We start from the raw sequence: 26,300 nt of genomic DNA, 5'->3' as shown, positions 1-26,300 counted from the left end.
ACGAACGAGACCGCTTTACCGTTCCCTTACCGACCGAACGGGTTGCCTCACCCGCCGAACGGCCTACGGCACCACGACGATCTTCCGCCCCACCCCCGCCGCGAACTGCTCCAGCGCCTGCGGGTACCGCTCCAGCGGGAGCCGGTCGCTGATGAAGACGCCCGGGTCCAGCACCCCGTTCGCGAACAGCTCCGCCGCCCGCTCGAAGCTGTGCAGCACCGCCATGGAACCGGTGATCGTGATCTCCTGGTTGTAGATCCGGTACGGGTCGATCGTCACCCGCGTCGCGTAGTCGGCCACCCCGAACTGCAGGAACGTGCCCGCCTTGGCCACCCGGTCCAGGCCGTCCTGGATCGCCGCCGCGTTGCCGGTGGCGTCCACCACCACGTCCCAGCCCTGCGGCCGGTCCAGCTCGTCCGCGCTGCCGGCCGCGCCCGACACGCCGAGCAGCCGGGCCGTCTCCAGCCGGGCCGGGTTCACGTCGACCATGTCCACGCTCGCCGCGCCGGTCCGCTTGGCCAGCTCCAGCATCATCAGGCCCATGGTCCCGGAGCCGTAGATCAGCACGTGCGCGCCGAGGCGGGAGCGCAGCACGTCGTAGCCGCGCACCGCGCAGGACAGGGGCTCCACCAGGGCCGCGTCCTCGGTGCGCACGTGGTCGGGCAGCTTCACGCAGTTGGCGACCGGGGCGAGCGCGTACCGGGCCGCGCCGCCCGCCGTCGTCACGCCGATCGCGGCCCACCGCTCGCACAGGTTGTTGTGGCCGGTGCGGCAGTACCGGCACTCGTGGCAGTACAGCGACGGGTCCACGGCCACCCGGTCGCCGACGGAGACCTCGGTGACCTGGGTGCCGACCCCGACGACCTCGCCCGCGAACTCGTGCCCGGGCACGATCGGCAGCTTGGGCGCGAACTCGCCCTGGAGGATGTGCAGATCCGTGCCGCACAGCCCGCAGGCCGCCACCTCGACGACGACGTCGCGCGGGCCCGGCGTCGGGTCCGGGACCTCGGTGACGACGGCACGGCCCACGGACTCGATGACGGCGGCCTTCATTTCACGGCTCCCAACGACAGGCCCTGGACCAGCTTGTCCTGGGCGGCGAACCCCGCGGCGAGCACCGGCAGGGAGATGACGAGCGACGCGGCGCACACCTTGGCCAGGAACAGGCCCTGGCTGGTGATGAAACCGGTCAGGAAGACGGGGGCGGTCTCGGCGACCACGCCCGTCAGGACCCGGGCGAAGAGCAGTTCGTTCCAGCTGAAGATGAAGCAGATCAGGGCGGTGGCGGCGATGCCGGGCAGGGCGATCGGGGCCACCACGCGCGTGAGGACCGTCGGCAGCCGGGCGCCGTCCACCCGCGCCGCCTCGATGACGGCGACCGGCACCTCGGCGAGGAACGACTGCATCATCCACACCGCGATCGGCAGGTTCATCGAGGTGTAGAGGACGACCAGCAGCCAGACGTTGTCGAGCATCCCGGCGTTCCTGGCGAACAGGTAGATCGGCAGCAGGCCCGCCACGGCCGGCAGCATCTTCGTGGAGAGGAAGAAGAACAGGACGTCCGTCCACTTCTTCACCGGCCGGATCGACAGGGCGTAGGCGGCCGGCAGGGCCAGCACCAGGACGAGCAGGGTGGAGGCGACCGACGCCACCGCGGAGTTGACCAGCGCGGGCCAGGGGCTCGCCCCGCCGCCGGTGCCGAAGAACTCGCGGTAGCCGTCGAGGGTCAGGGAGGCGGTGAAGGACGGCGGGTTCGTCGCCGCGTCCGCCTCGGAGTGGAAGGACGTCAGGGCCATCCAGGCGATGGGCAGGAAGAAGACGATGCCGGCCAGCCAGGCCACCAGGCCGAGCCCGCCCCGGCGCAGTACGGCGGTCATGCGCGGGACACCTCCTCGCGGAACAGGGACGACACCACGCGCAGGGCGAAGGTCGCGATGACGATCGAGCCGATGACCACCAGGACGCCGGCGGCCGAGGCCAGGCCGTTCTCGTGGGCCTGGTAGAAGCTCTGGTAGACGGTGTACGGCAGGTTGGCGGTGCCCAGGCCGCCGGACGTGATCGTGAAGACCGCGTCGAAGTTCTGGACGATGTAGATCGAGCCCAGCAGCGCGCCCAGCTCCAGATAGCGGCGCAGGTGGGGCAGGGTCAGATGGCGGAAGATCTGCCAGTCGCTCGCGCCGTCGACCCGGGCGGCCTCGATCTGCTGCTGGTCCCGGCTCTGCAGCCCGGCCAGCAGGATCAGCATCATGAACGGCGTCCACTGCCACACCAGGGAGGCCTCGACCGCGAGCAGCGGGGTGCGCGAGACCCAGTCCGGCTGTGGGCCGCCCACATAGTGCAGCAACCCGTTCAACAAGCCGTACTCAGGGTTGTAGAGCACATGCTTCCAGAGCAGGGCCGCAGCCACCGGCACCACCAGGAAGGGCGCGATGAGGAGGGTGCGGACGATGCCCCGGCCGCGGAACCTCCGGTCCAGCAGCAGCGCCAGCGCGAGGCCCAGGACCAGGCTGGCCAGCACCACGCCCGCCGTGAGCAGCACGGTCGTCCACACCGAATGGCGCAGGTCCGCGTCGGTCAGCACTTGGCGGTAGTTGTCCAGGCCGGTGAAGCGGCGGGCCTTGGGGTAGAGGGCGTTCCAGTCGAAGAAGGAGATCACCAGCGTGGCCACGAAGGGCAGCTGGGTCACCACGATCATGAAGGCGAGGGCGGGCAGGAGCGGGGCGCGGGTGGCCCAGGCGCGCAGCCGGGCCGAGGGCTGCCCGACGGTCCGTTCGTCGGTGGCCGCGAGGGGGGCCGTGGTCGTCGCTGTCATCGTCCCTCGTACTCCTTGGAGATCTGCTCGGCGAGCGCCTGCGACTTCTTCAGGGCCGAGTCGACGGACTGGCGTCCGGCGATGGCCGCGCTGATCTCCTGGGAGACCCTGGTGCCGAGGTCGGTGAACTCGGGGATGCCGACGAACTGGATGCCGGGCGCGGGCCGCGGCTGCACGCCGGGGTCGTTCGGCCGGGCGCTCTCGATGGCCTCCTTGGTCATCTCCTGGAACGCGGCGGCCGACTTCCGGTAGTCGGCGTTGGTGTAGGTCGAGGCCCGTTTGCCCGCCGGGACGTTCGACCAGCCGCTGGTCTCGCCGACCAGCTGCTCGTACCCCTTGCCGGACGCCCAGGAGACGAACTTCCAGGCCTTGTCGGGGTTGCGGGAGGCCTGCTGGATGCCCCAGGCCCAGGTGTAGAGCCAGCCGGAGGACCCGGTGTGCTCGACGGGGGCGGGGGCGTAGCCGAGCCTGCCCTTGACCGGGGAGCCGGCCGCCTCCAGCAGTCCGGCCGCGGAGGTGGCGTCGTACCACATGGCGACCTTGCCCTGGGTCATGTTGTTCAGGCATTCGGCGAAGCCGGACTGGGCGGCGCCGGACTCGCCGTGCCCGCGGACCAGGCCGACGTAGAACTTCGTCGCCTTCTCGAAGGCCGGGGAGTCCAGCCGCGCCTTCCAGTCCTTGTCGAACCAGGTGCCGCCGAAGGTGTTCACGACCGTCGTGAGCGGTGCCATCAGCTCGCCCCAGCCGGGCAGCCCGCGCAGGCAGATGCCCCGCATCCCGGGCCGGGCGCCGTCCGCCTTGGCGGCGAGGTCGGCGACCTGCTGCCAGGTCGGGTGGGCGGGCATCGTCAGCCCCTTCGCCGCGAACACGTCCTTGCGGTACATGAGGAAGGACGACTCGCCGTAGAACGGCTGCCCGTAGAGCTTGCCGTCGTCCCCGGTGAGGGACTGGCGCATCGGTTTCAGCACGTCCTGCTCGTCGTACGACGGGTCCTTCGCGACGTACGAGTTCATCTCGTGCAGCCAGCCGTTGCGGGCGTAGATCGGTATCTCGTAGTTCGACAGGGTGGCCACGTCGTACTGGCCGGCCTGGTTGGCGAAGTCCTGGCTGATCTTGTCGCGGACGTCGTTCTCGGGCAGGACCGTGAAGTTGACCTTGATGCCGGTGTCCTTGGTGAAGTGGGCGGCGGTCAGCTTCTGCAGCTCGGTCATCTGGGGGTTGTTGACCATCAGCACGTTGATGGAGTCGCCGCCGGAACCGGTCCCGCCGGCGCCGGCCCAGCAGCCGGAGAGCAGCGGGGCGAGCAGCGTCCCTGCGGCGGCCAGGGCGAGCGTGGCTCGCGGCCTCCGTCGGCTCGGGGTGCGCATGGATCGCTCCTGGAGGTATGGGGAGTACGGGGACATAAGGGGCGCTCGGAGGTGAGGAACGCCCCGCAGGGGAGGGCGAGTTGGAACAATCAGACCCGGACGACCTGCGGGCCCAGCAGGGAGTAGCGGTGGGCCTCGGCGGCCGGGAGCAGGGTGCTGGTCACGATCGCCTCCAGTGCGCCGATCTCGGCGAACCGGCAGAAGCTGACCGCGCCGAACTTGGTGTGCACCCCCGCGAAGACCGTACGGCGGGCGGCCCGGACGGCCTGTGCCTTGACCTCGCTGACGGCCGGGTCGGGGGTGGTCAGGCCGTGCTCGCGGGAGATGCCGTTGGCCCCGATGTAGGCCAGGTCGATCACGAAGCCGGCCAGCATCCTGGTCGTCCAGTGGTCGACGGTGGCCAGGGTGCCCGGGCGGACCCGGCCGCCGAGCAGCAGGACGGAGACCTGGTCGGCCTCCGCCAGGGCGCCCGCGACCGGCAGGGACGCGGTGACCACGGTCAGCGGCCGGTCCCTGGGCAGTGCCTCGGCGATGAGCTGCGGGGTGAAGCCCTCGTCGACGAAGACGGTCTCGGCGTCCCCGAGCAGCTCGGCCGCCGCGGTGGCGATCCGGCGCTTCTCGGGCACGTGGCTGGTGGCGCGGAAGGCGAGCGTCGTCTCGAAGCCGGCGCTCTCCACCGGGTAGGCGCCGCCGTGGGTGCGGCGGACCAGGCCGTGGTCCTCCAGGGCGCGCAGGTCGCGCCGGATGGTCTCCTTGGCCACGCCCAGGTCGGCGGCGAGCGCGGTGACGTCCACCGAGCCGGTGGCGCGGGCGGCCCGCACGATCTCGCGCTGGCGTTCTTCCGCCGTCCTGGTGGTCATGTCGTCACCCACTTCCCTGTGGCACTGCCCGTTCGGGCCCATGGGGGAAGTTCTACCGCCGGTGCGCGGCGCTGACCAGGTCTGTTGCGGACCCGATGCTGCCCGCTTGTGCCCGCTTCGCGCGGGCCGTGCCCGCCACGGACCTGCACGGCTGTCCGGGGCCGGGTGGGATCGGGCACCGCGGATGCCCGGACACGGCGGCGGGCGGGCCCGTTCGGTGCCCGCCCGCGCGCGTGAGCGATCGTTTCCGGCCGCCGGGAGCCTCGCGGGGGCCGGCGAAGCGGTCAGTGCGGCCAGATCGGCGGGTCGTTCACGAAGTGCCCGCCCAGGTGGCTGTGGGCGGGGTTCTCCGGGTCCGGTTCGCCCTGCTCGGCGATCAGCTTCCCGGCGTACGGCTCGGAGTCGTCCTGCGGCTCGTAGCCCAGCGCCCGTGCGCTGGTCAGGTCCCACCACAGGCGGGTGTTGGCGGAGGAGCCGTAGACGACCGTGTGGCCGACGCCCTCGGCGGTCAGGGCCGCGTGGAAGAGGCGGGCGCCGTCGGCCGGGCTCATCCAGACCGAGAGCATCCGGACGCTGGTGGGCTCCGGGAAGCAGGAGCCGATGCGCACGGAGACGGTCTCCAGGCCGTGCTTGTCCCAGTAGAGCTGGGCCAGGTCCTCGCCGAAGGACTTCGACAGGCCGTAGAAGGTGTCGGGGCGGCGCGGGGTGTCGACGGGGATCAGCGGCTCGCCCGGGCGCGGGGCCGGGGTGAAGCCCACGGCGTGGTTCGAGGAGGCGAAGACGATCCGCGGCACGCCCTCCAGGCGTGCGGCCTCGTACAGGTTGTAGGTGCCCTCGATGTTCGACTTCAGGATCTTCTCGAAGGGTGCCTCCAGGGAGATCCCCGCGAGGTGCAGGACCGCGTCCACGCCCCGCACGGCCTCGCGCAGCGCCTCGCGGTCGGCGAGGTCCGCGGTGATCGCGCCCGGCTCGTCCTCGACGGGCCGCACGTCGAACAGGCGCAGCGTGTAGCCGTACTCCGGCAGCAGGGACCGCATCAGGGTGCCGAGCCCGCCGGCGGCGCCGGTGAGCAGGATCGTGCGGGGAGCGGGCATCCGTCGATCTCCTTGGTGTCCTGGAGCCAGTGGTCGCATGCGTGGACGGCATTCACATCCGTGGACACGCTAGAGACGGGTGCCGTGCCCCGTCAAGTGTGCCCTGACGGGCGGAAATCCACTGCCGTGTTGCCTGTTCGCGTGCTTGACCCGCTCCAGTGGCGGATCGTAGCGTGAAGTTGTTCAGGGATATGGACATCGATCAGAAACATGCACCGACAGGGAGCGCCCGTGACGCCAGCCCCTCTCGCCGCCCGGCTCCGCGACCCGGGCGGGCCGCTCTTCTTCCCCGTCACGGCCTACGGCCCCGACGGCTCACTCGACCTGGACGTCTACCGCACCCATGTGCGCCGCGGTGTCGCGGCCGGTGCCGCCGCCGTCTTCGCCTGCTGCGGCACCGGGGAGTTCCACGCGCTGCTGCCGGAGGAGTTCGAGGCCTCGGTCCGGGTGGCCGTCGAGGCGGCCGAGGGGCGCGTCCCGGTCGTCGCGGGCGCCGGTTACGGCACCGCGCTGGCCATCCGCTACGCGGGCCTCGCCGCTGACGCGGGCGCCGACGGCCTTCTCGCGATGCCGCCGTACCTCGTGCGCGCCGGCCAGCAGGGTCTGCTGCGGCACTACCGGGAGGTCGCCGCGGCCACCGGCCTGCCGGTGATCGTCTACCAGCGCGACAACGCCGTCCTCAGCCCGCCGACCGTGGTCGAACTGGCCCGCACCGACGGCATCATCGGCCTCAAGGACGGCCTCGGCGACCTAGACCTCATGCAGAGCGTCGTCAGCGCCGTCCGCACCGAGGTCCCCGGCGACTTCCTGTACTTCAACGGCCTGCCCACCGCCGAGCAGACCCAGCTCGCCTACCGCGCCCTCGGCATCACCCTGTACTCGTCGGCGGTGTTCTGCTTCGTGCCGGAGATCGCGCTCGCCTTCCACCGCGCCCTGGAGACCGGCGACCTGCCCGTCGCCCACCGCCTCCTGGACGGCTTCTACCGCCCGTTCGTGGAACTGCGCGCCCAGGGCGACGGATACGCCGTCTCCCTCGTCAAGGCCGGGGTGCGGCTGTGCGGCCTGGCCGTCGGGGAGGTCCGGCCCCCGCTGCACGAGCCGGCCGAGGACCACGTCAAACAGCTCGCCCGGCTGATCGAGCGCGGCTACGCCCTGCTGGAGGAGGACGCGTGAAGGCATCGGCGTTCGTCTACCCCTGGGACGTCAACGGCGACCCGGAGGCCCCGGCGCGCATCGCCGGACTCGGCGTCGAGCAGGTCACCCTCGCCGCCGCCTACCACTCCACCCGCGCACTGACCCCGCGCCACCCGCGCCACCGCATCGTCACCGCCGAGTACGCGGCCGTGCTCTACCCGCCGGGCGACCGCTGGGCGGGCCGCCGCCTGCGACCCCACCCCGCCGGCCGCTGGGCCCCCGGCGACGCCTACGGCGAGGCCGCCGAAGCGCTCGCCACGGCCGGCCTGGAGGTGCACACCTGGGTGGTCCTCGCCCACAACTCCCGGCTGGGCGCCGAGCACCCGGACACCTCGGTCGTCAACGCCTACGGCGACCACTACCCGTGGGCGCCGTGCATCGCCCAGCCCGCCACGCGCGCGTACCTGGCCGACCTGGCCGCCGAGGCCGCCGTACGCCCCGGCGCGCACGGCACCGAACTGGAGTCCCTGGGCTGGTACGGGCTCCAGCACCTGCACGCCCACGACAAGACGGCCGGCGTCGGTCTCGGGGACGCCGGGCAGTACCTGATGTCCCTGTGCTTCTGTCCGTCCTGCCGGGCCGGCTACGACGCGCAGGGCCCGGACGCCGACGCGCTGGCCGGGGCCGTACGCGAGGCGCTGGAACCGCTGTGGCGGGGCGCGGCCGACGACGAGGGCTGGCCGACCGTGGAGAAGCTGCTCGGGCGGGAGACGGCGGCCGCCACGCGCGCGTGGCGCGACACCACCGCCCGCACCCTCCAGGAGGAGGCCGTCGCCGCCGTGCGCGCCGCCGCCCCGGACGGCTTCCAGGTCCTGCTGCACGCCGACCCCGTCCCCCACCACTGCGGCGCCAACGCGGGCGTCGACCCCGCCCACATCCTGTCCGTGGCCGACGGGGTGGTGGTGCCGTGCACCGGTGGCACGGCCCTGCTGGCACCGTTCGCGGGGCAGACCCGGGAGGGCACCGTGCTGGCCGCCAACCTCACGGTCGTCTCCGGGATGGGCGGCAGCCCCGGCACGCTCGCTGCGGACGCGGCACGCGCGCGTGCCGAGGGCGCGACGGAACTGCGGCTGTATCACGCCGGGTTGGCGTCCGACGGGGACCTCGCGGCGGTCCGGGAGGCGCTCGCCGCGCGCTGAAGCAGCGGCAGCGCCGTCAGCAGCAGCGCCACGCCGTAGAGCGGCAGCAGCAGCCCGGGGCCGGCCAGTTCGACCAGGCCGGCCCCGACGGCGAGGCCGAGCACGGTCGGGGCGAAGACCAGCGTGTTCGCGGTGGCCGTCGCCCGGCCGAGCAGCGGGCCGGGGGTCTCCTGCTGCACCGCGGTGAGCGCGGCGATCAGCACACAGGGCAGGCCGAGGCCGCACGCCACACTGGTGGCCAGTGCCACCGGGTCCCACGGCACCGCCCGCGCCACCACCGCGGCCCCCGTCAGCGCGATCCCGGCCGCCGCGAACCGCCGGGCGCCCAGCCGCCGCAGCGCCGGCCCGGCGAGCAGCCCGGCGGTCACCGAGCCGGCGCCCTGGGCGGCGTACAGCACGCCCGTGTAGGCGGGGGAGTGGCCGAGGCGGTCGGCCACCGCGTACACCGTCGTGCCGGCCAGCGCGGTCAGCAGCATGGTCGTACCGCCCGCCCCGACCAGCGGGCGCAGCACCGGGTGGCCCCACAGGTGCCGGACGCCCTGCGCGGTCTGCCGCCGCCAGTTCCCGCCCGACCGGGCGGGCCGCTCCTCCCGGACCCGCAGCAGGCCGCACAGCCCGGCGGCGAGCAGGAAGGTGACGGCGTCCAGGCAGGCCACGGCCGGGCCGCCGTAGAGCGTGTAGAGGCCCGCGCCGGTCAGCGGGGCGACGAGCTTCATGCCCTCCGTCAGGGCCGTCCGCAGCCCGTTCACGTCACCGAGGAGGTCCTGGCCGACCACGGCGGTGACCAGCGCCGACTCGGCGGCGTCGGAGACGACACCGGCGGTGCCGTACAGGAACAGGACGGCGAACAGCAGCCACAGCCGGCCGGGGGAGTCGACGGTGAAGAGGGTGAGGAGCAGCGTCGCCAGGCCCAGGTTCAGGGAGACGAGCAGGGGCTTGCGGCGGAACCGGTCGGCGGGCGTGCCCAGGGCGGGGCCGGCCAGGGTGGGCGCCCACATCGCCAGCATGGACAGGGCGGCCAGGCCGTCGGACCCCGTGAGGTCCTTGGCCCACACGCCCGACGCCAGCCACAGCGAGGAGGTCCCGAAGCCGGACACCACCAGGGCGGTGAGGTACAGCCGCGCGTTGCGGTCCCGCAGCACGCGGAACACGGTCGGGGAAGTCGTCATGCCCGGTGATCGTGCGCCTGAGGCAGGGGCCCCGGGATCGGGAACATGCCCGGTTCTCCGGCGCGGCGCGGCGGCGATCCGCCGGGACCCGGTAGGGACCCCCATGGGGCGCAGGGCGCCGGCAGCTGCCGGACCGGTGATGCCTCGGGGGCGGCCGCCGGCCGTGGGAGCGGGCGGCCCGGGCACCGATGAGTTTCCGGGCGCCGGCCGGTCCCCCCTGGGAACGGGGAACGCGATCGTGAAGGAGTACGTCATGACCATGGTGGACCTCGGCCCCCAGACCCGGATCGTGGCGCGGCTCGCCGCGTCCGTGGCCGACGAGCAGCTGACCGCCCCCACACCGTGCCCGGACCTCGGGGTGCGCCACCTGCTGGGCCATCTGCTGATGCTGTCCGTGGCCTTCCGGGACGCCGCCCGCAAGGACCTCGGTACGACGACCGACACCAGCCCGGCCGCCACCCTCCCGGACATCGGCCCCGGCTGGCGCGAGCGGCTGCCCGAGGTGCTGGACGAGCTGGCCGAGGCCTGGCGCGACCCGGCCGCCTGGACCGGCGACACCCGCGCCGGCGGGGTGGACCTGCCGGGTGCGGTCGCGGGTGCCGTCGTCGCCGACGAGCTGGTGATCCACGCCTGGGACCTGGCCCGCGCCACCGGCCAGGCCTACACCCCCGACCCGGCCGCCCTCGACTCGGCCCTCGCCTTCCTGCGGGCCGCGGCCGACGAGCCCACCATCCGCCGCAGCGGCGTCTTCGGCCCCGTCGTCCCGGTCCCGCAGGACGCGCCGCCGCTGGACCGCGCGGTGGGCCTGAGCGGCCGGGACCCGCGGTGGCCGCACCGGGCCCGGTCCCGGGCGGCCGGGGCCTGAGCCGACCGGCGGTCGCCGGGCGGCGGAAGCGGGGCATCGGGCCTACGGTGACCCTGAGAGGGGGCGAGCCGAACGGGTACGGAGGAAGCCGCCATGCAGGAGCACTACGTGTGGGTGACGACGCGCCGCCTTCAGCCGGGCACGCTGGAGGACTTCGAGAACGCATGGCGCCCGGAGCCCGCACCGCAGGGCCTGCACCGGGCCTACGCGTACTGGTCCGAGGACGGACAGGAGATCACCGGGGTGTCGTTCTGGGACTCCCGGGAGTCGTGCGACGCCTGGCGGGGCTCCGAGTCGGAGGCGCAGCGGCGGTCGGCCATGGCCCCGTACGTCGTCGAGGAGCGCGAGGGCTTCTACCGCGGCCGCGAACTCTCCCTGCCCGGCGCCACCCGCGGCTGACCGCGGCTGCTGCGGACCGCCGCGCCTACGGTGGAGACATGAGCGGGATCGTCGTCGTGTACGAGCTGGAGCAGCCGCCGGCCGCACGCACCCCGGCGGCCGGGCCGCCCGACGCGCAGCGGCTCCCCCGCAGGGTGCACGCGGCGCCCGCCGCCCCCGGCCGGCCGGACGCGGCCGGCCCGCGGACCCTGTGCGGCAAGGACACCTTTGCCATGGCGACAGCGCGCCGCACGCCGTCCGGGACCCCGGGGGAGCCCTGGTACCCCGAGGAGTACGCCTCCGTGGTGTGCCCGGAATGCGACGCGGTGATGGAGATCTGACCGGGCCGTGGCCGGGCGGCCCCAGCGGGGCGGCGTACCCTCTGGCCCATGCCGCTCACCCTCACCGTCCTCGGCACCGCCTCGCCCCACCCGGGACCCGACCGGCCCTGCTCCGGGTATCTGCTGTCCGGCGCGGGCGCCGAGGTGTGGGTGGACGCGGGGCCCGGCACGTTCGCCGCCTTGCAGCGGCACACGGACCCGGCGCGTCTCACCGCGATCTGGGTCTCCCATCTGCATGCGGACCACAGCGCCGACCTCCTGGCCGCCGCCTACGCCTTCGCCTTCGGCGGGATGACCCCGCCCGCGCCGGTCCCGGTGTACGCGCCGCCCGGCTGCGCCCGCCGGCTGGCCGGCTTCCTCGGGCTGCCGGACGTCGACGTCCTGAAGAGCGTCTTCGACTTCCGCGACCTGTACGACGGCCATGACGTCCGGCACTGGAACCTCCGCCTGAGCGCCCGCGCCGTCGCCCACGACATCGAGGCGTACGGGCTGCGCGCGGAGTGCCAGGGCAGTGTGGTCGTGTACTCGGGAGACAGCGGCCCCTGTCCCGCGCTCACCGAACTCGCCGCCCGTGCCGACCTGTTCCTGTGCGAGGCCGACATCGACGTCCATCGCGACGGCGAACAGGTCCACCTGACGCCGGAGGACGCCGGCCGTATCGCCCGCGAGGCGCGGGTCCGCGAGCTGCTCGTCACCCATGTCGGCCCCACGCTCACCCGCGAGGCGGCCACCGCCCGGGCCGCCGCCGCGTCCGGCCGGCCCACGTTCACCGCCGTCGAGGGCGACATCCACAGCGTCTGAGGACCCCTCGCCTTCCACAGGCTGGCCCCCTGGGTCCCCGGCTCCGATCCCACCGCCCGCCCTCTGCTCACCGTCCGCGACACCAGGCTCGGCCCCGGCATCGACGCGGCCGCCCCCTGCACCGACATGTCGGCGGCCCGCTCCCGGCAGGAGCAGCGCTTCGCCGAGTACCGCGACACCGGCCCCGGCGCGGTCGTCACCGTCCCGGAGAACCGCCCCCAGCTGACCGACGAGCAGGCCGCGTCGGCGACCAGGGGGGCCTGGCTCGGGGACTGGACGCCGTGGCAGGAGTGTCGATGCGCAGGCGCCCCCTGCTCACCGTCGCGCTCGCCGCGGGACCGGCTGCCCTCAAAACGGCCCCGGCCACGGCACGCGACCGGCGCGTGCTGCACGTCCGTCCCGGCGACTCCGTTCAGGCCACCGTGTACGCGGTGGACGGCCCCGGCCGGACGCTCCCGCGGCACCCGGGGACGTACCGCGAGGTCGTGCACGTCGCGGCCCGAGGCGGCGGAGGCATCACCCCGCGCCGCCCCATACCGCCTCCAGATCCTGACAGCGGACCGTGATCCTGGCGTCGGTCAGCCCGATCTCGTGCACACAGCCGCCGTCCTCATCCGGGAGGATCTCGTCGAGGAGCACCGTGTCGACCGCCATCCAGTCGATGGAGTGCGCGTAGTCGATGGAGAAGTGCCGCACCCCTGCATAGCTGAGACTCAGCCCCGATTCGTGCTTGAACCGGTTCGGTGCGAAGTCCAGCACCAGCCGCCCGCTCTTGTCGGTCGCCGGACGGATCCCGGCCAGCTCCAGGTCCTTGACGCACCGGTCGGCGCGGGAGATGTCGTAATGGCCCGGCTCGGAGACGAAGGCCCAGGCACCCGGCGGGAGTACGCCGCGCAGGCGAGGAAGCTCGGCCAGGTAGGCGGTCGGGTCCAGGAAGAATCCGGAGCCGTCCCAGTGAGCGTCGACGAATCTCATGCCCGTGAGCCTCTCTGCCTCACCGCGCACGCACGCGGTGCCTCACTGCACCGACACGGTGACGAGGTCCGGATCGGGGAGTTCCGTCGGAGCGGTGTCGCCGTACCACGAGAACTCCAGGGCCGAGAGCCTGCCGCCGCTCACCCAGAGGAGCAGTTCGCCGAACAGCTCGCCTGCGTCGTCCATGACCGTGCCGGTGGCCGGAACGATGCCGTCGTCGATTCGTGCTTCCGGGACCCCGGGCGGCACGTCCAGATCGACGCTCGGGGACTCGCTCCCCCAGGGACGGGTGACACGGGTGTGCGCCAGCTGGTTCCTCAGCTCCTGCGCGCCCGGGAACTCCGCCGAGAGGAGCTTGGCGAGGACGCGCTGTTCGAGGGGGGACAGCGGTCTGGTAGCAGGGCGGCCCCGCGCTCCCCCTCCAGCCGGGATCGGGGAATTCATGCGGTGCCGCCCGGCGCGAGGGGGGGGGCGGAACGCGGTGACGGCGGCGGCCATTCGGCTGTTCACCATTGGGCAAAGGGTTCCCGTGCGGCAATGTCCGGGCAGGCACGGTCCAGTGCGCGCCGGAAGTCGTGGGCCAGCGCCGCCAGCATGTCCTCGACGTCCGGAAGAGAGGCTGTCTCGGTCGCCGGGTCGGGGATCCAGTCGGTCCGGGTCGTGCAGGTCATGGTGACCTGTTCGCCGACCGGGTGGAAGCTGATGACACGTTCGACCCCCTGGCCGTAGAAGTCGATCAGTGCTCGCTCCTTCCGGCCAAGGGCCGTCCGTGCCTGCGGGAGTTGCTCGATGACCGAGGAAAGGTCGTAGGAGATGTCCACGGGCCATGCGTCCTGGCCGAACCCCGATACATGGAAGCGGCAGTCCGTCTCGGCCAGAAGCTCACAGGCATCCATGACCAGCGATTCATAGTCCTCGGCAAGATCGAGGTCGTGTGTCACCGGGGCCCCGGAGGTGGGCGGGGACACCGTCATGCGAAATAGCACGGAGCTGCTCACTTCTTCAGGATCGGAAAAGCCGTTTTGTAGGAACCATCGGGTTTGGGGACCAGTCTGGCGTAGTTGGCCTCGACTATCGTTCCGTCCGGCATGATGACCTGCCCCATCCCCGGCGGCAGTTCCACCTCGCGTACCCCTCCGTTGGGGTCGTGGTGTGTCTTCAGGAATTCCAGGGCCTTGTCGTTGTCCAGCCATTGTCCCTGCTGATTTCCCGTGCTGCGTGCCCGGTCGGTAAGGCTCTTCGTGTTCTTCGCGCCGGCTCCGTGCTCGCTGAAGGTGTGGCCGAAGGTCGGCCGACTGCGCGTGTTCCAGTTGAGGTCGTCGGTGGGGATCTTCTTGCACGCCAGCCCGAGGGGATCGAGCCAGGTGAACGGGTTCGGGCCGTATGCGTACGGGTTCGGGTACGGATCGAGACCGAGTGGGTCGGCCGAGACGAAGCCTCCGGTCTCCGGGTCGAAATACCGGAAGACGTTGTAGTGGAGGCCGGTTTCGGGGTCCGCGTACTGGCCGGGAAAACGCAGCGGGCAATCCACGGACGCCTCGTCGTCCGGCGGTGCCGGGAACGGCGCACCCCACACCGTGGTCCGGCGCTGCCATGCCAGGCGACCGTCCGGTGCGACCAGTTCGGTGGGCGTCCCCACGACGTCGGTCACGACGGTGTGGAACCGGGTCCGCTGTGCGGCCGTGGTCTCCTCGGCCAGCCGGGCGAGGAACGAACCTTTCGCCTCGTGCTCTGTCGGTTCGTGGTCGATCTGAGCCACAGGGCGGTCGGTGTCCGGAGCGAACTCCCAGGTGGTCACCGTGCCGCCGGGAGCGGTCTGCTCGGCCAGCCGGGTGTCGTCCCAGGAGAAGTCGGTCCGGTCGCACGCGGACCCGTCCTCGGCCACACGATGCTTGGAGACCCGGCGTCCGAACGGGTCATAGACGTAGCACCATCGGTCGCCATCGGGACTGACCGCCTCGGTCAGCCGGTCCTCCGCGTTCCATGCGTAGGACCAGACGCGCTGCTGACCGTTGAGCAGATTGCGCTTCTTGCGGACAAGGCGGCCCTGGGCGTCGTGCTCGTAGACGGTGTGGCCGGCACGGCGGATCAGGGTGCCGTCGAACCTGCGCTCACCGGAGACACCGAGTCCCGGTGAGTCTGCCCGGACCGGATTGCCCGCCGCGTCGTACGCGTAGGTTTCCGCCCAGCCATGGGCACGCACGCCCGTGACCCGGCCAACGGCGTCGAGGTCGAAGCGGCGGGTGCCAGACGTCAACTCGCGGATCTCCGTGATGTGGCCGTCGGCGCGGTAGGCATAGCCACGGTGCTGGAGCAGACGGTTCGCCCCCACGGCGCCGGCGAGCACGGTCAGCGACTGCTCGGTCAGCCGGCCGGCCGCACTCCACCGCTGGAGGAGGGTGACGTCGTCCCCGAGCCGTCGCTCGGTCTCGCGACCCGCCTTGTCGTACGAGAAGGTGAGGGTGTGGTCCGCCGTGTGGAGCGCGGTGGCTCGTCCCGTGGCGTCGTACGTCCACTCGGAGACCAGCCCGGACGGGGCCGTACGCCGGGAACGACGTCCGAGGGCGTCGTACGCGTAGCTGATCCTGCGGCCGTTGACGGTCTCCGCCACGACCCGGCCCATCGGGTCCCGTTCCAACGACACCTCGGTGCCGGCGTTGGCAGCGTGCGCCAGCCTGCGGTCGGGCCCGTAGCTGTATGTGGTGATGCCGCCGCCGGCCTCGTCGTGCTGTTCCACCACGCGGCCCACCGCGTCCCGCGTGAAACGAAGGCTTTCCCCGGCCCCGTTCGTACGGGAGGCTAGTCGGCCCGCCGCGTCGTGGGTGTACGTGAGCGTGCGGCCGTTGAAGTCCGTCTCGGCCGTCAGACGGCCCGCCTCGTCGTACGTGTAGGTCCATGAACGGCCCTGCGGGTTGGTGACTCCTGTCAGGCGCAGTTCCGTGTCGTAGGTGAACGCGTAGTGGGCGCCGTCCGGATCCGTTCGGGTGGCGGGTACGTCGAAATACGTCACCGTGTGGTGGGTCGTGTTCCCGGCGGGGTCCGTGTGGGTGAGCAGATTGCCCTCGGCGTCCCAGGTCCACGACTCCCGTGTGCCGTCGGCTGATTCGCGCCAGGCAGGTCTGCCGTCCGTCGTCCAGCCCAGGCGGGTGGTGTGACCGAGAGGATCGGTCACCTCGGTCACGCGACCGAAGGCGTCCCGCCGGATCGTCGTCGTGTGGCCCAGTTCGTCCGTGAGGGCGAGGGGCAGGCCTGCGTCGTCGTGGACGACCGTGCGGGTGTGGCCGAGGGCGTCGGTGATCGTGGTCGGGCGGCCCGCCTCGTCGTGTGTGTACCGGGTCTCGGCCCCCGTGGGGTCGACGGTCGAAAGGAGGTTGCCCCGCTCGTCATAGGTGTGCCGCCAGAGGGCGCCGCCCGGCTCGATCACCTCGGTCGGCAGTCCGAGCGCGTTGTACGCGGCCCGGGCCTGCGAGCCGTCCGGCAGGGTGAGCCCGACCAGGTTGCCGGCGCCGTCGTAGGCGCATCGGGTGGTGTGACCCAGGGCGTCGGTGACCGCCAGTGGCTTGGCGCCGTACTCGTCCCACTCCGTGCGGGTGACGTGCCCGAGCGGGTCCGTCTCCTCCACCACCAGCCCGTCGGCGTTGTAGCGGTGGACGGAGACGTGGCCTTGGGAGTCGGTGTAGGTGGTGGTGCGTTCCGTGTCGTCGTAGGTGAGGGTTCCGGAGAGGATGCCGTCGATGCCTTCGGTGCGGGTCACGCGGCCGCGGTCGTCGTAGGTGTAGGAGAACCAGGTGCCGTTGCGGTCGGTCCAGCGGGTGACGCGGCCCTGGGTGTCGTAGGTGAAACGCAGGGGCTCGCCGCTGGAGTTGATGACCTCGGTGAGGTTGCCGGCGCTGTCGTAGCCGTAGCGCATCACGACCGTGCCCTCGTCGGGCGCGGTGGAGGGGTGGTAGCGGGAGGGCGGGTCGTCCAGCAGGCGCAGGGCGGTGATGCGGGGGCCCTGGGTGTCGACGGCGACGTAGTAGCCGCCGCAGTGGCGGATGCCGAAGGGGATGCCCTCGTCGTCGCGTTCGACGTCGATGCGGTTGCCGTTGCGGTCGGACCAGGAGTCCAGGGCCAGGTGGAAGACGCCGAAGGACGGGGAGGGGACGGGGGCGGCGAAGGTACGGACCACGCCGGTCGCGGGGTCGGTGACCGTCATCGCGCCGTCCGGTTTGCCGTCCCACTCCAGCGGCCAGCGCGGGCCCTTGACCGGCATCGCGGGCACGCCGGGTTCCGGTACCGGGTAGACCAGGCGCATGCCGTCGGCCGCGGCGAAGACGACGCCCTCGCCGTCGATCTGGAGGCACTCGTCCAGGGTGGAGATCCAGGTCGGGCCGAAACAGACCCCGCCCCGGTAGGAGGACAGGTGGGTGCGGGTGAACTCCAGGGGCAGGCTGGCGGGCAGGGACAGGTCCGTCTGCGTCATCAGCATCGCGCCGCTCGCCACGTCGATCGGCTCGCCCACACACGGGGTGCGCTCGGCGTTGCGGGCCGCCGGGCCCAGCTCCACCAGGTCCGGGCGCAGGGAGGGCGGGCGCAGCAGCAGCGGGGTGGTGTCGGCGAGCCCGCCTTCCATGCTCGCCTTCAGCAGGCCGCCGCCCGCGCCCAGCGCGCCACCGAAGATCATGCCGTCCTTGGCGGCCTGGTTGACCTCGTCCAGGCTGAAGCCGTCCTGCAGGCCGGTCACCATCTTCAACGGCTGGGCCACGGCGAGGTCGACGGCGACCGACTCGACCCCGCCGAACGCGGCGGCGACCAGGGTGCCCGCGGCGATCTCGGCCACCGTCGTGGTGACCGCGATGCCCATGGTGGCGCCGAACTCGATGACCGCGTCCGCCGCCGCGACCGCCGCCCCGGAGGCCAGGCCCGCGGTGAAGAAGGCCAGCGTCACTCCGCCCGCGATCACGGCCGCGTCGATGCCGATCTGCGTCCAGAGCTTGTTGATCGCATCGTCGATGGCGTCGGCGAACTTCTCCAGCGCCTTGGCCATCTCCCGCGACGACTTCGCCAGATCGCTCAGCCAGCCGCCGTCCTGGTCCTTGGCATAGCGGCCCCAGAACTTCTCGAACGCCTCGATCGACTCACCGGTGTTGTGGTGGATGATCGAGGACGCACTGCGGTGCACCGGAGCGCGCACGTCGTCCACCGAATCGGCGAAGGCCCGCCAGGCCTTCGCCGCGTCCCTCAACTTGCCGGAGTCCGCCTCCGGCCACCACAGACCCAGCTTCAGAAGGATGTGGCGGGCTGTGTCCTCAACGCTCACCGGCACCGTCGCTCTGCTTGTCGGTCTTCACTCGCGTGAACATCCCGGCGACGAGCTGGTCGTTGTCCACGTGCCCGTCCGACAGGTCCACCATCGCCTCGTGAATGCTCGTCAGACCGAGCACCAGGATGCCCGCCGCACTCTCGATCTTCTTCTGCTGCGGCTTGTAGGCACCGCCGAACTTGTCGCCCTGCTCATCGTGGCCCCAGGGCTCACCCAGGCCGTCCAGTGTCTGGATCAGCGTGGTCAGCGCCTTGCTCAGATCGATGGCCCCCTGATGGAAGGCCGGAGCCGCCGCCTTGATGTCGGCGGTCTTGATGTCCAGGACCTTGCCGGGCACCTTGCCGTCGCCCACCGGTGAACCCCCGTTCGCAGTCGCGGTATCCGACCATAGGGCCACCGCGTCAAGGGAGCGTCAGGCGGAGGCAATCGGACGGTAATGCTCCGGGTGGGCGTGCGGCACGGTGTGCGTATCGATCGGGTAACAGGGCTCGCTCTGCGTGTGTGATGCGCGTAGACAGTCGGTGACCTGGTACATCACTCTCATCCACCAGATCCGGAGAATCCATGCGGAAGTCCCTCAAGGCGGTCGCTGCCGGTGCCGCCTGCCTCGTCGCCGGTGCGGCGCTGTACGGCGCGGGCGCGGCCACCGCCGGTCAGTCGACGGCGAACTCCACCCACGAGCCGTACAACATAGGCGTCCTGGTGAAGGACATCGACACCTACTACGGCACGACCGCCGACAGCAACGGCGTCTACCAGGCGTCCCCGGACAGCCCGTACGCCAAGGACCTGGCGCACCTCGACGCCGGCGCCAAGCGCTACATCGACAAGGCGGCCCGCAAGGCGCTGCACAAGGGGCAGAAGCCGGCCGTCGTCTTCGACATCGACGACACGCTGCTGCTCAGCCTCGACTACGAGAAGCGCACCAACTACACGTACAACTCCACCACGTGGAACGACTACGTGAACAAGGCCGACCGCCCGGCCGTCTTCGGCAGCCCCGAGCTGGTCCGGTACGCCGAGTCCAAGGGCGTCGAGGTCTTCTACAACTCCGGTCTGAGCGAGGCCCAGCGCACCGCCGCCGTGCAGAACCTGAAGAAGGTCGGCGCCGACGTGAACCTCGACGCCGACCACATGTTCCTCAAGGACAAGGCCAACCCGCCGGCCTACCTGAAGGACTGCGCCACCGCGGGTGCCTGGAACTGCACGACCGTGCAGTACAAGTCCGGGACGCGCAAGCACATCGAGGACGACCTGGGCTACGAGATCATCGCCAACTTCGGCGACCAGTACTCGGACCTGGAGGGCGGTTACGCGAACCGCACGTACAAGCTGCCGAACCCGACGTACTTCGTCGGCTGAGCGCTGTCCGTACGATCTGAGCAGCCGCTCGTACTCGGCCCCCGTCACCGGCAGCACCGTGCCGTGGCGGGGGCCGTACTGTCCGGCGAACACCCACTGCCCCGCCGGCACCGTGTGCCCTTCCTTCAGCGTCCACGTGCAGCCGACGAATCCGCCCTTCACAGTTCCTCCGACCGAACCCGTCGACGTAACACGGAGAAAACCTGAATCGGGTTCGACGAGGGAAGAATCCAGCCGGCATCCGCACACTGATCATCAGGTGACAAGGGGTGGGACCATGTCCGTCGACCGGTACTTCAGGATCTCCGAGCGGGGATCCACGCTCGGGCGCGAGATTCGCGGCGGCTTCGCCACGTTCTTCACCATGGCCTACATCCTTGTCCTGAATCCGATCATCCTGGGCAGCGCGAAGGACAAGTACGGCCACGCCCTGGGCACCGGTCAACTCGTCACCGCCACCGCGCTGGTGGCCTGTGTGATGACGGTGGCCATGGGCGTCGGCGGGAACCTGCCGCTCGCCATCGCCGCCGGCCTCGGCCTCAACGCCGTCGTCGCCTTCCAGCTCGCCCCCCTGATGAGCTGGGCGGACGCGATGGGCCTGGTCGTCCTCGAAGGCCTCGTCATCTGCGTCCTGGTCCTCACCGGCCTCCGGGAAGCCATCATGAACGCGATCCCGCAGCAGCTGAAGCAGGCCATCGGCGTCGGCATCGGCCTGTTCATCGCCTTCATCGGCTTCGTGGACGCCGGCTTCGTCAGCCGTACACCGGACGCCGCCCACACCACCGTGCCGGTCCAGCTCGGCGCCGACGGCCGGCTCACCGGCTGGCCGGTGCTCGTCTTCTGTCTCGGCGTGCTGCTCACCATCGCGCTGCTCGCCCGGAAGGTGAAGGGCGCGATCCTCATCAGCATCGTGACGACGACCGTCGTCGCGATCGTCATCGACGCCGTCGCCGACATCAGGAGCTGGGGCCTGACCACGCCCGAGGTCCCGGACAGGATCGTCGCGGCCCCGGACTTCGGGCTGGTCGGTCACTTCAGCCTGTTCGGCGGCTTCGCCGAGGCCGGCGTCCTCACCGCCGTCCTGCTGGTCTTCACCCTCGTCCTGTCGGACTTCTTCGACGCCATGGGCACCATCGTCGGCATCACCGCGGAGGCCGGCCTGCTGGACGACGAGGGACAGGTGCCCGGCATCGGCCGGGTGCTGTTCATCGACGGCGCCGCGGCCGTCGCCGGCGGTGTCGGCTCGGCCTCCTCCAACACCGCCTACATCGAGTCCGCGGCCGGCGTCGGCGAGGGCGCCCGGACCGGCTTCGCCAACCTGGTCACCGGCGGCCTCTTCGGCCTCGCCCTCTTCCTCACCCCGCTGCTCACCATCGTCCCGCTCCAGGCGGCGGCGCCCGCGCTGATCGCCGTGGGCTTCCTGATGATGACCCACGTCAAGCACATCGACTGGGACCGGTACGAGATCGCCGTCCCGGCGTTCCTCACCATCGCCGCGATGCCGTTCACGTACTCCATCACCGACGGCATCGGCGCAGGGTTCCTGTCCTACGTCGTCATCAAGACGGTGCTGGGGAAGGCGCGGGAGGTCAACTGGCTGCTGTGGGGGGTGTCGGCGCTGTTCCTGGTGTACTTCGCGATCGATCCCGTGGAGCAGATCCTCGGAGTCGGGTGAGGCAGCCGGGGGAGGCGGAGGGGGCGGTTTCGCTGAACGGCCCCCTCCGGCACGCTACTTGAGCGCGGCCTGCATCATCGCCCTGGCGACCGGTGCCGCCAGCCCGTTGCCGCTCACCTCGGACCGCGCCGCGTCCGACTGCTCCACCATCACGGCGACGGCCACCTCCTTGCCGTTGCTGTCGGACTTGCCGTAGGAGGTGAACCAGGCGTACGGCGTCTTGCTGTTGTTCTCGCCGTGCTGCGCGGTGCCGGTCTTGCCGCCGACGGTCACCCCGTCGATCAGCGCGTTCGTACCGGTGCCGTCCTTGACCACCGTCTCCATGGCCGACCGGAGCTGTTCGGCCGTGGTGGAGCTGACGATCTCCGTCGCGTCCGCGTGGTCGTCGTAGTCCCTCAGCACGTCACCGCCGCTGTCGGTGATCTGCGACACCATGTGCGGGGACACCAGCTTGCCGTCGTTGGCCATGACCGCGGAGACCATGGCCATCTGCAGAGGGGTGGCCGTGACGTCGAACTGGCCGATGCCGGACAGGGCCGTCTGGGCCTTGTCCATGTCGGAGGGGTAGACGCTCGGGTAGGCCCGCACCGGCACGTCCTGCTTGTCGTCGTCGAAGCCGAACTTCTCGGCCATGGCCCTGACCTTGTCCTGCCCCAGCTCGACGGCCATGTGACCGAACACGTTGTTGCACGAGTACCGCAGTGCCACCCGGATCGAGGCGTTCTTGCACGGTGCCGACTTGCTCTCGTTCGGCAGCTCGCGCACCGTGCCCGGCAGGATGTACGGATCGGGGCTGTCGGTGGTCTGGTCCACGTCCTTGTACAGCCCGTCCTCCAGCGCGGCGGCCGCGACGACCAGCTTGAACGTCGACCCCGGCGGCAGCGGCTGGCGCAGCGCGCGGTTGGTGAGCGGCTTGTCCTTGTCCGCGTTGAGCGCCTTCCAGGCCGTGCCGGCCGTGTTCGCGTCGGTGAGTGAGGCGGGGTCGTACGACGGCGTCGACGCCATCGCGAGGATCCTGCCGGTCTTCGGGTCGATCGCGACGGCCGCGCCCTTGTTGCCGCCCAGCGCGCGGTAGGCCGCCTTCTGCACGGCCGGGTCGATCGTCGTGAGCACGTTGCCCGGCTCGGCCCGCTCCCCGGTGACGGTGTCCATCACCGTCCTCAGCCGGTCGTCCGTGCCGTTGAGCAGGTCCTTGTAGACACCCTCCAGCTGGGTGGGGGCGTAGGCCTGCGAGGCGTAGCCCGTCACCGCCGCGTACAGCTTGCCGTCCTTGTACGTCCGCTTGTACGCGAGGTCGCTTCCCTTCGTCCGCGCCGAGCCGGTGATCGCCTCTCCGGCCACGATGATGTTCCCGAGGGGCCGCGAGTAGGTCGCGATCGCGTTCCGCCGGTTGTCGTTGTCGTCCGCGAGGGCCTGGCCGTCGTAGAACTGCAGCCACGTCGCCCTGACCAGCAGGGCGAGCACGAGCAGCAGCGCGAAGACGGACGCCCGCCTGATCGTCTTGTTCATCCCGCTGGAAAGACGACCGGGACCGGGGGGATCGTTCCCGTACGACCGGTTTTCTCATCCGGTGTTCAGGAAGCGGGCAGCACCAGCACGACCTCCTCGATCTCCCGGCCCCGGGCGTTGGCGTACCCCCTGGCCCGGGCCGACTCGCGGAAGCCGCACTTCTCCAGCACGCGCAGCGACGCGCCGTTGTCGGCCGCCGCCCGCGCGTACAGCGGCCGTTCCGGGACCTCGGCGAGCAGGGCCCGCAGCGCGGCCGTCGCCACGCCCCGGCCCCAGTACGCGCGGTCGATCCAGTACGTCACCTCGCGCTCGCCGACCACTCCGTAGACGGCCGCGGTGCCGGCCACCCGCCCGTCGGCCAGGACCGTGCGCAGCAGGCAGGAGGAGTTCCGCATGCGCTGCCAGTAGGCCGCGAAGGCCTCCCGGTCGTACGGGTCCTCCGGGCCGAAGGCGGCCATCCGGGCGGCCTCCGGGTCGGTCATCTGCCGGTGGAACGCGGCCAGATCGTCGTCCTCCACGGCCCGCAGCGTGATCTCCATGCCGCCGAGCCTACGGCCCCGGGGCTCAGAGCCTGCGGGTCGCCAGTGTCAGCCGGTCCCGCGCGTCGAACAGCGCGTCCTTGATCATCTGCTCGTGGGCGGGGGTGAGCCGGGCCACCGGCACCGAGCAGCTGATGGCGTCACGCGCGGGCGTGCGGTACGGGATGGCCACACCGAAGCACCGCAGGCCCAGGGTGTTCTCCTCGCGGTCGACCGCGAAGCCCTGCTCCCGGATCTGGTGCAGCTCCTCGATGAGCCCCTCCCGGTCGGTGAGGGTGTTCTCGGTGAGCGCGGGCAGCGTCTGCGGCAGGAGCTTGCGGACCTGCTCGTCGGTGTAGGTGGCGAGGATCGCCTTGCCGAGCGAGGTGGAGTGGGCCGGGAGCCGGCGGCCGACGCGGGTGAAGGGGCGCAGGTAGTGCTGGGACTGGCGGGTGGCGAGGTAGACCACGTTGGTCCCGTCGAGCCGGGCCAGGTGGATGGTCTCCGTGGTGTCGTCGGAGAGCCGGTCCAGGGTCGGGCGGGCGGCGGCCACCACCTCGTCGCCGTCGATGTACGACGTACCGACCAGCAGGGCCCGCACCCCGATCCCGTACCGCGTGCCCGTCGCGTCCGTCTCCACCCAGCCCAGCTCCACGAGGGTGCGCAGCAGCATGTAGAGGCTGGACTTGGGGTATCCCACGGCCTCCTGGACGGCCGCGAGGGAGTGCATGCCGGGCTTGCCCGCGAAGAACTCGAGCAGTTCCACGGTCCGTACCGCGGACTTGACCTGCGCCCCGCCGCCTGTGTCGCCTGCCGTCATCGCCCTTGGCCCCTTCGTTCGACGAGGACTGAGTTATATAGTCTCCGAGCAGCATATTCACGATCAGAGACGGTGTTCAGTATATCGAACGCCGGGAGGGATCCGCGGTGGCATCAGCACCAGTCTGGAGTGTCGACCCGCGCACCGGGAAGCAGCGTGAACAGGTTGCGGTGGAGGCCACAGCCCAGGAGGTGGACGCGGCGGTCCGGGCCGCCCACGCCGCGCGCGGTGGCCTGGCCGACCGCACGGTGCGCGCCGCCTTCCTGCGCTCCGCCGCCGCGGGCCTGGACGCGGCCCGGGACGGCCTGGTCGAGACCGCCGACGCCGAGACCGCGCTCGGTCCGGCCCGGCTGACCGGCGAACTCGCCCGGACCACGTACCAGTTGCGGGCCTTCGCCGACATCGTCGACGAGGGCGCCTTCCTCGACGTCATCATCGACCACCCCGACGACACGGCCACCCCGCCCATCCCGGACCTGCGTCGTTACAAGGTGCCGCTCGGCGTCGTCGCCGTCTACTCCGCCTCCAACTTCCCCTTCGCCTTCTCCGTCGCCGGCGGCGACACCGCGAGCGCGCTGGCCGCGGGCTGCCCGGTCGTGGTCAAGTCCCACCCCGACCACCCGGGCCTGTCCGAGCTGGTCGCCAAGGTGCTGCGCCGGGCGGCCGCCGAACGCGGCATCCCCGAGGGCGTGCTCGGTCTCGTGCACGGCTTCGAGGCGGGCGTCGAGCTGATCGGGCACCCGCTGGTCGCCGCGGCCGGCTTCACCGGCTCGGTGCGGGGCGGACGGGCGCTCTTCGACGCAGCCGCAGCGCGTCCGGTGCCGATCCCGTTCCACGGCGAGCTGGGTTCGCTCAACCCGGTCCTGGTCACGGAGGCCGCCGCGGCCGAGCGGGCGGAGGAGATCGGCGGCGGGCTCGCCGGCTCGATGACCCTGGGTGTGGGCCAGTTCTGCGTCAAGCCCGGTCTGGTGCTGGTGCCGTCCGGCGCGGCGGGCGACCGGCTGGTGAAGTCCCTGGCCGACGCGGTCGGCGACACGGACGCCGGGGTGCTGCTCGACCACCGCATGCGGGACGACTTCATCGCGGGCGTGGCCGAGCGCGCGCAGCTCCCGGACGTCGACGCGCCGGTCACCCCGGGCGCGGGCGGCGAACACTCGGTCAGCGCCGGGTTCCTCACGGTGCCGGCGGAGAGGCTGACCGAGGAAGGGGCGTACGACCTGCTGCTGGAGGAGTGCTTCGGGCCGGTCACCGTGGTGGCCCGCTACGCGTCCGAGGCCGAGGCGACGGCTGTGCTGTCGCGACTGCCGGGCAACCTCACGGCGACCGTCCAGGTGTCCGCGGAGGAGGCCGCGGGGCAGGGGCGCGGGCCGGAGCTGCTGGCCGAGCTGACCCCGCTGGCCGGACGGGTGCTGGTCAACGGCTGGCCGACGGGTGTCGCCGTGGCGCCGGCCCAGCACCACGGGGGGCCGTACCCCGCGACCACCTCCACGTCCACGTCCGTGGGAGGTACGGCTGTCGAGCGGTGGCTTCGGCCCGTCGTGTACCAGAACGCGCCCGAGGCCCTGTTGCCGGCCGAGCTGAAGGATGACAACCCCTTGGGGCTTCCCCGGCGGTTCAACGGGGTCCTGGAGCGGTAGCGCCGTGGCGGGGTGGGAGCTTCCCGAACCGCCCTTCGCACTGCGGGCCCACGGGCCGGACGGCGACTGGGCGTACGAGGACGGCGTGCTCACCGGACGGGCCGGGGCTGCGCCCGAGGGGGACTTCCGGCTTGTCGCACGGGTCACCGTGGGGTTCCGTGCCGCCTTCGACGCCGGGGTGCTGTACGTCCATGCCGGCGAGCGGGCCTGGGCCAAGCTCTGCCTGGAGTACTCCCCGGACGTGCCCACCGTGTGCACGGTGGTCACCCGGGGACACCGTGCGGCTCTTCACCCTCGGTGTGCAGAAGGCGACCGACGCGGTGCTCGTCGGGTTCATGACCCAGTCGCCGGTGGGGGAGGGGTGCGCGATGACGTACGACTGCATCGCGTTCAGGTCCGGCGCGCCGGGCGGCCTGCCAGACGGCAGCTGACCGCTCCGGCGCACCGGCCCGCCCCGAGCGCCTGCCGGGCCCGGCTCC

The 26,300-nt window shown here is 71.7% G+C and carries 23 protein-coding genes and 3 pseudogenes; 11 read left to right on the top strand and 15 right to left on the bottom strand.

Features of this window, described 5'->3' with window-relative positions:
* Nucleotides 1-63: 63 nt before the first annotated feature.
* The 6 genes from S1361_RS10400 to S1361_RS10375 all read right to left on the bottom strand — a co-directional run bounded on the left by S1361_RS10400 (nt 64) and on the right by S1361_RS10375 (nt 6,133).
* Nucleotides 64-1,053, bottom strand: a complete 990-nt coding sequence (locus tag S1361_RS10400; RefSeq protein ID WP_208031561.1) for a zinc-dependent alcohol dehydrogenase family protein — start codon at nt 1,051-1,053, stop codon at nt 64-66.
* Nucleotides 1,050-1,877, bottom strand: coding sequence for a carbohydrate ABC transporter permease (locus S1361_RS10395; protein ID WP_208031560.1), 828 nt, complete (start codon nt 1,875-1,877; stop codon nt 1,050-1,052). The genes S1361_RS10400 and S1361_RS10395 overlap by 4 nt, the downstream gene beginning before the upstream one ends.
* Nucleotides 1,874-2,812 (bottom strand): carbohydrate ABC transporter permease, encoded by a 939-nt coding sequence (locus S1361_RS10390; RefSeq protein WP_208031559.1) that lies wholly within the window; start codon nt 2,810-2,812, stop codon nt 1,874-1,876. The genes S1361_RS10395 and S1361_RS10390 overlap by 4 nt, the downstream gene beginning before the upstream one ends.
* Nucleotides 2,809-4,179, bottom strand: a complete 1,371-nt coding sequence (locus S1361_RS10385) for an ABC transporter substrate-binding protein (protein ID WP_208031558.1) — start codon at nt 4,177-4,179, stop codon at nt 2,809-2,811. Before S1361_RS10385 ends, S1361_RS10390 begins: the two co-directional genes overlap by 4 nt.
* An 89-nt stretch (nt 4,180-4,268) precedes the next feature.
* Nucleotides 4,269-5,039, bottom strand: a complete 771-nt coding sequence (locus S1361_RS10380; RefSeq protein ID WP_208031557.1) for a DeoR/GlpR family DNA-binding transcription regulator — start codon at nt 5,037-5,039, stop codon at nt 4,269-4,271.
* A 284-nt stretch (nt 5,040-5,323) separates the two neighbouring features.
* Nucleotides 5,324-6,133 carry an NAD-dependent epimerase/dehydratase family protein gene (locus S1361_RS10375; RefSeq protein ID WP_208031556.1) on the bottom strand — a complete coding sequence of 270 codons (810 nt, stop codon included), beginning with the start codon at nt 6,131-6,133 and terminating at the stop codon, nt 5,324-5,326.
* Nucleotides 6,134-6,364: 231 nt separating this feature from the next.
* Between S1361_RS10375 and S1361_RS10370 the strand changes: the two genes are divergently transcribed.
* Nucleotides 6,365-7,306 carry a 5-dehydro-4-deoxyglucarate dehydratase gene (locus S1361_RS10370; protein ID WP_208031555.1) on the top strand — a complete coding sequence of 314 codons (942 nt, stop codon included), beginning with the start codon at nt 6,365-6,367 and terminating at the stop codon, nt 7,304-7,306.
* Nucleotides 7,303-8,466, top strand: coding sequence for a hypothetical protein (locus tag S1361_RS10365; protein ID WP_208031554.1), 1,164 nt, complete (start codon nt 7,303-7,305; stop codon nt 8,464-8,466). Before S1361_RS10370 ends, S1361_RS10365 begins: the two co-directional genes overlap by 4 nt.
* Here S1361_RS10365 and S1361_RS10360 read toward each other — a convergent pair.
* Entirely contained in the window at nt 8,403-9,635 is a 1,233-nt protein-coding gene (locus tag S1361_RS10360; protein ID WP_208031553.1) for an MFS transporter, read from the bottom strand. The genes S1361_RS10365 and S1361_RS10360 overlap by 64 nt on opposite strands.
* 253 nt (nt 9,636-9,888) lie before the next feature.
* Here S1361_RS10360 and S1361_RS10355 point away from each other — a divergent pair, with 253 nt between their 5' ends.
* The 5 genes and pseudogenes from S1361_RS10355 to S1361_RS39105 all read left to right on the top strand — a co-directional run.
* Complete coding sequence (locus S1361_RS10355) at nt 9,889-10,500, top strand: TIGR03086 family metal-binding protein (RefSeq protein WP_208031552.1); 612 nt, start codon at nt 9,889-9,891, stop codon at nt 10,498-10,500.
* A 93-nt stretch (nt 10,501-10,593) separates the two neighbouring features.
* Nucleotides 10,594-10,899, top strand: coding sequence for a hypothetical protein (locus tag S1361_RS10350; RefSeq protein WP_208031551.1), 306 nt, complete (start codon nt 10,594-10,596; stop codon nt 10,897-10,899).
* 38 nt (nt 10,900-10,937) lie between these two features.
* Entirely contained in the window at nt 10,938-11,219 is a 282-nt protein-coding gene (locus S1361_RS10345; RefSeq protein ID WP_208031550.1) for a hypothetical protein, read from the top strand.
* Between the two features lie 48 nt (nt 11,220-11,267).
* Nucleotides 11,268-12,020 (top strand): MBL fold metallo-hydrolase, encoded by a 753-nt coding sequence (locus S1361_RS10340; protein ID WP_208031549.1) that lies wholly within the window; start codon nt 11,268-11,270, stop codon nt 12,018-12,020.
* A 3-nt stretch (nt 12,021-12,023) separates the two neighbouring features.
* Nucleotides 12,024-12,311: pseudogene (locus tag S1361_RS39105) on the top strand (pectinesterase family protein); the annotation flags it as partial.
* Between the two features lie 225 nt (nt 12,312-12,536).
* Here the strand turns inward: S1361_RS39105 and S1361_RS10335 are convergent.
* From S1361_RS10335 to S1361_RS10315, 5 genes are all read right to left on the bottom strand, one after another.
* Nucleotides 12,537-12,995, bottom strand: a complete 459-nt coding sequence (locus S1361_RS10335; protein WP_208031548.1) for a hypothetical protein — start codon at nt 12,993-12,995, stop codon at nt 12,537-12,539.
* Nucleotides 12,996-13,037: 42 nt separating this feature from the next.
* A complete protein-coding gene (locus tag S1361_RS10330; protein WP_208031547.1) occupies nt 13,038-13,439 on the bottom strand; it encodes a hypothetical protein in 402 nt (133 codons plus the stop codon).
* A 62-nt stretch (nt 13,440-13,501) separates the two neighbouring features.
* Nucleotides 13,502-13,993, bottom strand: a complete 492-nt coding sequence (locus S1361_RS10325; protein ID WP_208031546.1) for a hypothetical protein — start codon at nt 13,991-13,993, stop codon at nt 13,502-13,504.
* Nucleotides 13,990-18,303, bottom strand: coding sequence for a DUF6531 domain-containing protein (locus S1361_RS10320; RefSeq protein WP_208031545.1), 4,314 nt, complete (start codon nt 18,301-18,303; stop codon nt 13,990-13,992). Before S1361_RS10320 ends, S1361_RS10325 begins: the two co-directional genes overlap by 4 nt.
* Complete coding sequence (locus S1361_RS10315; RefSeq protein WP_208031544.1) at nt 18,287-18,652, bottom strand: hypothetical protein; 366 nt, start codon at nt 18,650-18,652, stop codon at nt 18,287-18,289. Before S1361_RS10315 ends, S1361_RS10320 begins: the two co-directional genes overlap by 17 nt.
* Before the next feature lie 212 nt (nt 18,653-18,864).
* Between S1361_RS10315 and S1361_RS10310 the strand changes: the two genes are divergently transcribed.
* Both S1361_RS10310 and S1361_RS10305 read left to right on the top strand, forming a co-directional pair.
* Nucleotides 18,865-19,662 carry an HAD family acid phosphatase gene (locus S1361_RS10310; protein ID WP_208031543.1) on the top strand — a complete coding sequence of 266 codons (798 nt, stop codon included), beginning with the start codon at nt 18,865-18,867 and terminating at the stop codon, nt 19,660-19,662.
* 277 nt (nt 19,663-19,939) lie between these two features.
* A complete protein-coding gene (locus tag S1361_RS10305) occupies nt 19,940-21,337 on the top strand; it encodes an NCS2 family permease (RefSeq protein ID WP_208031542.1) in 1,398 nt (465 codons plus the stop codon).
* A 54-nt stretch (nt 21,338-21,391) separates the two neighbouring features.
* On the opposite strand, the gene S1361_RS10300 is transcribed toward S1361_RS10305, so the two are convergent.
* The 3 genes and pseudogenes from S1361_RS10300 to S1361_RS10290 all read right to left on the bottom strand — a co-directional run bounded on the left by S1361_RS10300 (nt 21,392) and on the right by S1361_RS10290 (nt 24,184).
* The gene (locus S1361_RS10300; protein ID WP_208031541.1) at nt 21,392-22,846 is read right to left on the bottom strand and encodes a peptidoglycan D,D-transpeptidase FtsI family protein; all 1,455 of its coding nucleotides are present in this window, start codon (nt 22,844-22,846) and stop codon (nt 21,392-21,394) included.
* Between the two features lie 65 nt (nt 22,847-22,911).
* Nucleotides 22,912-23,394, bottom strand: a pseudogene (locus tag S1361_RS10295) (GNAT family N-acetyltransferase); the annotation flags it as partial.
* A 16-nt stretch (nt 23,395-23,410) separates the two neighbouring features.
* Entirely contained in the window at nt 23,411-24,184 is a 774-nt protein-coding gene (locus tag S1361_RS10290) for an IclR family transcriptional regulator (protein ID WP_208031539.1), read from the bottom strand.
* Nucleotides 24,185-24,291: 107 nt separating this feature from the next.
* Here S1361_RS10290 and S1361_RS10285 point away from each other — a divergent pair, with 107 nt between their 5' ends.
* Nucleotides 24,292-25,821, top strand: coding sequence for an aldehyde dehydrogenase (NADP(+)) (locus tag S1361_RS10285; RefSeq protein ID WP_208031538.1), 1,530 nt, complete (start codon nt 24,292-24,294; stop codon nt 25,819-25,821).
* A gap of 4 nt (nt 25,822-25,825) precedes the next feature.
* A pseudogene (locus S1361_RS10280) lies at nt 25,826-26,252 on the top strand (DUF1349 domain-containing protein).
* The last annotated feature ends 48 nt before the right edge of the window (nt 26,253-26,300 follow it).

Source organism: Streptomyces cyanogenus, assembly GCF_017526105.1.
GTDB classification, from domain to species: Bacteria; Actinomycetota; Actinomycetes; order Streptomycetales; family Streptomycetaceae; genus Streptomyces; species Streptomyces cyanogenus.
This window is presented reverse-complemented; position numbering and strand designations above follow the sequence as displayed.